Source organism: Nocardia amamiensis (assembly GCF_015477605.1).
GTDB lineage: Bacteria > Actinomycetota > Actinomycetes > Mycobacteriales > Mycobacteriaceae > Nocardia > Nocardia amamiensis_A.
Window position 1 is genome coordinate 1 of sequence record NZ_JADLQX010000071.1, and the last position, 7345, is coordinate 7345.

7 protein-coding genes are annotated in these 7345 nt (G+C 63.8%); 5 read left to right on the top strand and 2 right to left on the bottom strand.

Translation table 11 applies throughout. From position 1 onward, the window contains the following. The 5 genes from IU459_RS39055 to IU459_RS36000 form a co-directional block, all read left to right on the top strand. Positions 1–296 (top strand): hypothetical protein (locus IU459_RS39055; RefSeq protein WP_228838994.1); only part of this gene is annotated, 296 nt, incomplete at its 5' end. Between the two features lie 185 nt (positions 297–481). Then, positions 482–883: a YbaB/EbfC family nucleoid-associated protein gene (locus IU459_RS35985; RefSeq protein ID WP_195134062.1), complete on the top strand. Its 402-nt coding sequence runs from the start codon at positions 482–484 to the stop codon at positions 881–883. Next, positions 883–1179, top strand: a complete 297-nt coding sequence (locus IU459_RS35990; protein WP_195134063.1) for a type VII secretion target — start codon at positions 883–885, stop codon at positions 1177–1179. The genes IU459_RS35985 and IU459_RS35990 overlap by 1 nt, the downstream gene beginning before the upstream one ends. Beyond that, complete coding sequence (locus IU459_RS35995) at positions 1176–2396, top strand: DUF6973 domain-containing protein (RefSeq protein WP_195134064.1); 1221 nt, start codon at positions 1176–1178, stop codon at positions 2394–2396. Before IU459_RS35990 ends, IU459_RS35995 begins: the two co-directional genes overlap by 4 nt. A 6-nt stretch (positions 2397–2402) precedes the next feature. Beyond that, positions 2403–2939 carry a hypothetical protein gene (locus IU459_RS36000; RefSeq protein ID WP_195134065.1) on the top strand — a complete coding sequence of 179 codons (537 nt, stop codon included), beginning with the start codon at positions 2403–2405 and terminating at the stop codon, positions 2937–2939. Positions 2940–3028: 89 nt separating this feature from the next. Here IU459_RS36000 and IU459_RS36005 read toward each other — a convergent pair whose 3' ends face one another. Together IU459_RS36005 and IU459_RS36010 are read right to left on the bottom strand one after the other, a co-directional pair. Then, positions 3029–6982, bottom strand: a complete 3954-nt coding sequence (locus IU459_RS36005) for a DNA-directed RNA polymerase subunit beta' (protein ID WP_195134066.1) — start codon at positions 6980–6982, stop codon at positions 3029–3031. A gap of 106 nt (positions 6983–7088) precedes the next feature. Beyond that, positions 7089–7345, bottom strand: a 257-nt coding sequence (locus IU459_RS36010) for a hypothetical protein (protein ID WP_195134067.1), incomplete at its 5' end; no start/stop codon positions are given.

The following is a 7345-nucleotide window of genomic DNA, read 5'->3' on the forward strand; positions in this document are numbered from 1 at the left end:
GCAACATGGTCGGTTCCGGCCCGCCCACCGACATCGGTACTCAGATCGGCTATGTGATTCGATGGGCCTCGGGCAATGGGCAATACCCGCTGCCAGGGGCACGAAAGGTCGAATTCTCCACCGCGAAGCTCACGAGTTCTGCGTTGTGGGCAGGCGCCGTTTCCGCGTTTTCGGCCGTGGCGGCGGTCGGGCAATGGTTTCACAGCATGAAATCGCTCCGCCGTTTCCTGCCGAGCGACGAAGTGTCCGGCGGCACCGATCAATCGACGTCGCCCAGCGTGACCGCTACGCCGTAGAACGACGATCGCCTCGCTCTGGTCGGAGCGGGGCGATCGCCGAAACCTCAGGTGCACTACGCATCTCACTCACTGCCGACGATAGATGTCTCCCCGTGTCGGACAAGACGTCGGACTCCGATCCCATCGATCACTGGGTAGTCTGTTCGCTGCAGAAGGAGGGGAGTCCCGAACCAATGGACGACATGAGCGCACGTGCGCTCGAAATCAAGCGGATCAACGAGCAACTGGCCGCGGTGCGCGGCTCGGCACGGTCGATGGATGGCAGCGTCAGCATCGAAACCGACGTCAGCGGCCGCATCACCGATCTCTACCTCGCCGACTATGCGATGGAGAACGGCCCGGACCGACTTGCCGCACTCATCATCGATCGCCATCGAGCCGCACTGGACAACGCCAACGCGGAAGCGACACGGATCTTCGATGCCCCCGCGAACAACCCGGCGGTGCCGGACAACTCGTCGACGCCGGACAACTCCGCGGCGAACGAGCCTGCCCTGGAGTGGACGCCATCCCATCTCAGACGCGACGACACCTACCAGAGCGATCAATGGCGCGAGCCCTCCGACTGGGATCGGAGGCGCTGATGTTCAACGTCGACCCGGCCAGGATGCGCGATCTGGCAAATGATGTACGGACGAACGCGGACGCACTGGCGGGCAAGGCGCCGATCGCGCTGGACAGCCGCAAGGAAGTGAGGCCGAACATGTACCGCTCCAATTTCGCCACCAAGATCGAAGAAGTCTTGCAGGCAATGGACACGGTTCTCGGCTATCACGTTCGTCGGCTGCGTGACTCGTGTGATGAAATCGACAGACAGGCAGCCGTGTATGAGATGGTCGATCAGCATCGCGCCGCGGGTTTGAACAGGCACGGGCAATGAGCGGCGTAAAACTGCTGACGATTACAGACGTACTGTCCTGGAATCTCCACTACGCGAAGGAGACCGCGGCCAAGGTGCTGGCAACCGCGAAGGATGTCGATCAAGAGGGCGCCGCCGCCGAGAACAAGATCGGCCGTTCCCAGGACTATTACGAAAGCGAGGCCGGGGACGCTGCGCGGGTACGCGGCCGCAAGGATCGCGACGAAACCTTCAGCACCGCAGACGTGCTCGAGGCGATGGGCAAGATGATCAGCTCGCTGAGCGATGACATCGAGGCCAACATCAGAACCATCCGAGAGAAGAAGAAGGAAGCCGAGGATTCCCGCTGGAATCTTTTCGTACAGGAAGACGGCGAGGTCTTGTCCCACGATTCCAACTGGGAGACAGCCAAAAAGTACTTTCCATTCGGCGGCCCCGCCGTCGCCGCGAAAGAGTTGCAGATCACTCAGCTGTCCAGTGCCATACAGGGCGCGCTGCGTAACATCCAGCGTGATGATCAGGAGGGTGCCGAGAAGTTCGTCCGTTTGATCGAAACGTTGCCCGACACGGTGAAACAAGGCCTCGCGTTGGGGCCGGGCGATCCCGAACTCGCGAAGATTCTCACCGACTATCAAACGGATGTGTCCAAAGGTGAGCCGCAGCTATGGCCGCTCGGATTAGAACTCGAAGCATTCCGTGCCTTCAAGCCCGAATTCAATCCGTCCCTCATGACATCCGAAGAGATCGACGCGATGAAGAAACTGTTACTGACCCAGGGACCGCTGGCCTGCATCGAACACGGGCAGCTCGCGGAAACCGCGAGAGATGCCGCAACCGAAGTGTTCCCGGCTTCTGTGGATGACGGCCACGGTGATGCCTTCCGGCACGCGTATTGGAACGCTCTGATGACTCAGAAGTACGGCGAGGATTGGACGAAGGAGTTCGCCACAGCGCACGAGAAGAGCGGTGGCAATACACCGCAGCGTGAGGCCATGGACCTGTACAACAACGAACTCGGTCGCAAAGTCGCGCTCGCCCATCCCGACGCGTCGCCAGAGGAATTGAAGGACCTGATCCGGAACGAGATCAACAATGGCAACGCAATCGTCATCGAAAGCAAGAACCTCGATGACACGAACTCGACGAAGCCTTCTCAGATCACGTGGAGCAATGCGGTCAGTGAAGCACAAACTGGACCACCGCCCGGCGTCGGAGTCCCGCTACCAGGAAAGAAGTGACAGCTGATGATCACAGCACGGAGAATGATACCGATTCTGGCGGCGATCATGGCCATGTTGGTCAGCACCGGTTGCGGAGTTCTTCTACGATCGAATGAATCCAACTCCGAAGCACACTGCGCGAACGTCTACACGATGTCGACGAACGTCGACAATCTCGGTTCGACTAGCGCGTTCACCCGAGAGGCGATGAAAGCGGCAACGGGTACGGGACCGATCACCCTGGCCGACATCGCACGCGCCGCGGGCTGGAGCGATGGCTGGGACCGCATGGTCGACGTCCCGCAAAACATCACGGCCGAAGAACTCAACAGACGAGCGAACACCCCAGCCAACTGCTGGAAAAGTCTTCCCAGACCCTACAACAGCGACGGAGACGGCCCACCTAATGGCTTGTACCTCTTCCTGAAGGATGACAAGGCCGTTCAGTCAGTGGGCTGGTACTACGGCCACGACCAAGCCTTCGATCTCCGCGGCCAGGATGCGATCTACCCGACCACCGTCCTGACCCCCCGGGCAGGCCAACTCCGTCCCACACCCTGAATCATCAAGGCAGATAGCAACTTCCAAGGGCTCCACAGCACATCGGCCCCCGCTCCGAAACGGAGCGGGGGCCGAATGCTGTTACAGGATTACCGGTAGTCGCTGAATCCGTAATCGTCCAACGGAACCGCAGCGCCGGTCGGGGCGCCGAAGCCCTCCGGGCTGTAGTAGGTGTCGTCGTAGGACGGCACCGCGTACGCCGCGGCACGGGCCTCTTCGGTCGGCTGCACCTGGATGTTCCGGTAGCGGTTGATACCGGTACCGGCCGGGATCAGCTTACCGATGATCACGTTCTCCTTGAGGCCGATGAGCTTGTCGGAGCGGCAGTTGATCGCCGCGTCCGTCAGGACTCGGGTGGTCTCCTGGAAGGACGCCGCCGACAGCCACGAGTCGGTGGCCAGCGACGCCTTGGTGATACCCATCAGCACCGGACGACCCGCCGCGGGCTCGTTGCCCTCGGCGACGACGCGGCGGTTGGAGGCCTCGAACTCGGAGCGCTCGGTGAGCGAGCCGGGCAGGAACTCCGTGGCACCCGAGTCGATGATGGTCACGCGACGCAGCATCTGGCGAACGATCACCTCGATGTGCTTGTCGTGGATCGACACACCCTGCGAGCGGTAGACCTCTTGGACCTCGTGAACCAGGTGGACCTGAACCTGCCGGGGGCCCATGATGCGCAGCACCTCGTGCGGATCCGCCGCGCCTTCCAGCAGCTGCTGGCCGACCTCGACGTGGTCGCCGTCGGAGAGCAGACGCTCGGTGCCGTCGTCGTGCTTGAACACACGCAGCCGCTGCCGCTTCGAGAGCTTGTCGTAGACAACCTCTTCGCCACCGTCATCCGGGATGATGGTGATCTTGTAGAAGCGATCGTCGTCCTCCAGCCGCACGCGACCGGAGACCTCGGCGATGGGCGCCTTGCCCTTCGGCACGCGCGCCTCGAACAGCTCCTGCACCCGAGGCAGACCGCCGGTAATGTCGTCACCGGCGACACCACCCTGGTGGAAGGTGCGCATGGTCAGCTGGGTACCGGGCTCACCGATGGACTGCGCGGCGACGATACCGACGGCCTCACCGATGTCGACCAGCTTGCCGGTCGCCATGGAGCGGCCGTAGCAGGTCGCGCACACTCCGGTGCCGGTGGTGCAGGTCAGCACGGAGCGGACCTTCACCTCGGTGATGCCCGCCTCCAGCAGCGCCTCGAGCGCCGGGTCGCCGAGGTCGGCGCCCTTCGCCACGATGACGTTGCCCTGCTCGTCGATCGCGTCGGCCGCGAGCGTGCGCGCGTAGGTGGAGGTCTCCACGTGCGCGTCGCGGATGATCGAGCCGTCGAGCAGCTTCTCCGCGATCGGCACCACGATGCCGCGCTCGGTGCCACAGTCGTGCTCGCGCACGATGACGTCCTGCGACACGTCCACCAGACGACGGGTCAGGTAACCCGAGTCGGCGGTACGCAGCGCGGTGTCGGCCAGACCCTTACGAGCACCGTGGGTGTTGATGAAGTACTCCAGAACCGTCAGGCCCTCACGGAAGGAAGACTTGATCGGCCGCGGGATGAACTCACCCTTCGGGTTCGTCACCAGGCCCTTCATACCGGCGAGGGTACGGGTCTGGGTGAAGTTACCCGTGGCGCCCGAGTCCACGATCGTGATGATCGGGTTGTCGGCCGGGTAGTGCGCGCGCAGCGCCTTACCGACCTCCTCGGTCGCCTCCTGCCAGATCTTGACCAGGGCGTTGTTGCGCTCCTGGTGATCGAGCGCACCACGCTGGTACTTCTTCTCGATCTGATCCGACTGCGCCTCGTAGCGCTCCATGATCTCGGCCTTCTCCGGCGGCACGAGCACGTCGGACATGGAGACCGTCACGCCGGAACGCGTGGCCCAGTAGAAGCCGGCGTCCTTGAGCTTGTCGACGGTCTGCGCGACCACGATCATCGGGTAGCGCTCGGCGAGATCGTTGATGATCGTCGCCTGACGCTTCTTCGGCATCTGCTCGTTGATGAACGGGTAGTCCGCCGGCAGCAGCTCGTTGAACAGCACCCGGCCCAGCGTGGTCTCGGTGGTCCACGCGTCGCCGCGGCGCCAGCCCTCTGGGAACAGCGCCGCCTCGATGTCCTTCGGCGGACGCTGGTCGGTCAGCCGGACCTTGATCAGCGAACGAACGGTGAGCTCACCGCGGTCCACCGCCATCTGCGCCTCGGCAGGCGAGGAATACACGCCCTGCTCCGGAGCGTCCTTGGTGGCCGGCTCGTAGGAACCCTTCGCGCCGTCTTCCAGGCGGGTCAGGTAGTACAGGCCGGTCACCATGTCAAGACGCGGCATAGCCAGCGGTCGGCCCGAGGCAGGCGACAGGATGTTGTTCGACGACAGCATCAGCACGCGCGCCTCGGCCTGCGCCTCCGCGGACAGCGGCAGGTGCACGGCCATCTGGTCACCGTCGAAGTCGGCGTTGAACGCCTCACAGACCAGCGGGTGCAGCTGGATGGCCTTGCCTTCCACCAGCTGCGGCTCGAAGGCCTGGATACCGAGGCGGTGCAGGGTGGGCGCGCGGTTGAGCAACACGGGGTGTTCGGCGATGACCTCTTCGAGGACGTCCCACACCTGCGGCCGCTGCCGCTCCACCATCCGCTTGGCCGACTTGATGTTCTGCGCGTGGTTCAGATCGACCAGGCGCTTCATCACGAACGGCTTGAACAGCTCCAGCGCCATCAGCTTGGGCAGACCGCACTGGTGCAGCTTCAGCTGCGGACCGACGACGATGACCGAACGGCCCGAGTAGTCGACGCGCTTACCGAGCAGGTTCTGACGGAAGCGGCCCTGCTTGCCCTTGAGCAGATCCGACAGCGACTTGAGCGGACGGTTGCCCGGCCCGGTGACCGGACGGCCGCGGCGGCCGTTGTCGAACAGCGCGTCGACGGACTCCTGCAGCATCCGCTTCTCGTTGTTGACGATGATCTCGGGCGCGCCGAGGTCGATCAGTCGCTTGAGGCGGTTGTTGCGGTTGATCACGCGACGGTACAGGTCGTTCAGGTCGGAGGTGGCGAAGCGGCCACCGTCGAGCTGAACCATCGGGCGCAGCTCCGGCGGGATCACCGGAACGGCGTCGAGCACCATGCCCATCGGCGAGTTGCCGTTGGTCTGGAAGGCCGCGACGACCTTGAGCCGCTTGAGCGCACGCAGCTTCTTCTGGCCTTTGCCGGTGCGGATGGTCTCGCGCAGCAACTCGGCCTCGGCCTCGATGTCGAAGTTCTCCATCAGCTTCTGGATGGACTCCGCGCCCATCGCGCCGGTGAAGTACTCGCCGTAGCGGTCGACCAGCTCGCGGTAGAGCACCTCGTCGACGATGAGCTGCTTGGGCGCCAGCTTGGTGAAGGTGTTCCAGATCTCCTCCAGCCGGTCCAGCTCGCGCTGGGCCCGGTCGCGGAGCTGGCGCATCTCGCGCTCGCCGCCGTCCTTCACCTTGCGGCGGACGTCGGACTTGGCGCCTTCGGCCTCCAGCTCGGCCAGGTCGGCCTCCAGCTTCTGGGCGCGGGCCTCGAGGTCGGCGTCGCGCTGGTCGGCGACCGCCTTCTTCTCGACCTCCATCTCGGCCTCGAGCGTGGACAGCTCGTTGTGCCGCAGCTCCTCGTCGACGCCCACGATGACGTAGGCGGCGAAGTAGATGATCTTCTCCAGATCCTTCGGCGCCAGGTCGAGCAGGTAGCCCAGGCGCGAGGGCACGCCCTTGAAGTACCAGATGTGGGTGACCGGAGCGGCCAGCTCGATGTGGCCCATCCGCTCGCGGCGCACCTTGGCGCGAGTCACCTCGACGCCACAGCGCTCACAGATGATGCCCTTGAAGCGGACGCGCTTGTACTTGCCGCAGTAGCACTCCCAGTCCCGGGTGGGACCGAAGATCTTCTCGCAGAACAGGCCGTCCTTCTCCGGCTTGAGCGTGCGGTAGTTGATGGTCTCCGGCTTCTTCACCTCGCCGTAGGACCACTGACGGATGTCGTCGGCGGTGGCGAGGCCGATCCGGAGTTCATCGAAGAAGTTGACGTCTAGCACGTAACTTCCTTTCCCCTGTGCGGGTCGAATTCGAGCAAAAGTTCACTAGTTGGGTAATCCGTTGCGGAGGCCGGATGCCGTCCGATGACGGCATCCGGCCAGCCGCCTAGTTCGCCAGATCGTCGACGGTGGCCGCTTCGTTCCGGGACAGGTTGATGCCCAGGTTGGCCGCCGCACGCTCCAGGTCCTCGTCCTCGCCTTCCCGCAGCTCGATCGCGGCGCCGTCGGACGACAGCACCTCGACGTTGAGGCACAGCGACTGGAGTTCCTTGAGCAAGACCTTGAACGACTCCGGAATGCCCGGCTCCGGAATGTTCTCGCCCTTGACGATCGCCTCGTAGACCTTCACCCGACCGACCACGT

Excerpts from the sequence above, each read along its gene's own strand:
- IU459_RS35985 (WP_195134062.1), top strand. The coding sequence starts at position 482 with ATGAGCGCACGTGCGCTCGAAATCAAGCGGATCAACGAGCAACTGGCC.
- IU459_RS35995 (WP_195134064.1), top strand. The coding sequence starts at position 1,176 with ATGAGCGGCGTAAAACTGCTGACGATTACAGACGTACTGTCCTGGAAT.
- IU459_RS36000 (WP_195134065.1), top strand. The coding sequence starts at position 2,403 with ATGATCACAGCACGGAGAATGATACCGATTCTGGCGGCGATCATGGCC.
- IU459_RS35990 (WP_195134063.1), top strand. The coding sequence starts at position 883 with ATGTTCAACGTCGACCCGGCCAGGATGCGCGATCTGGCAAATGATGTA.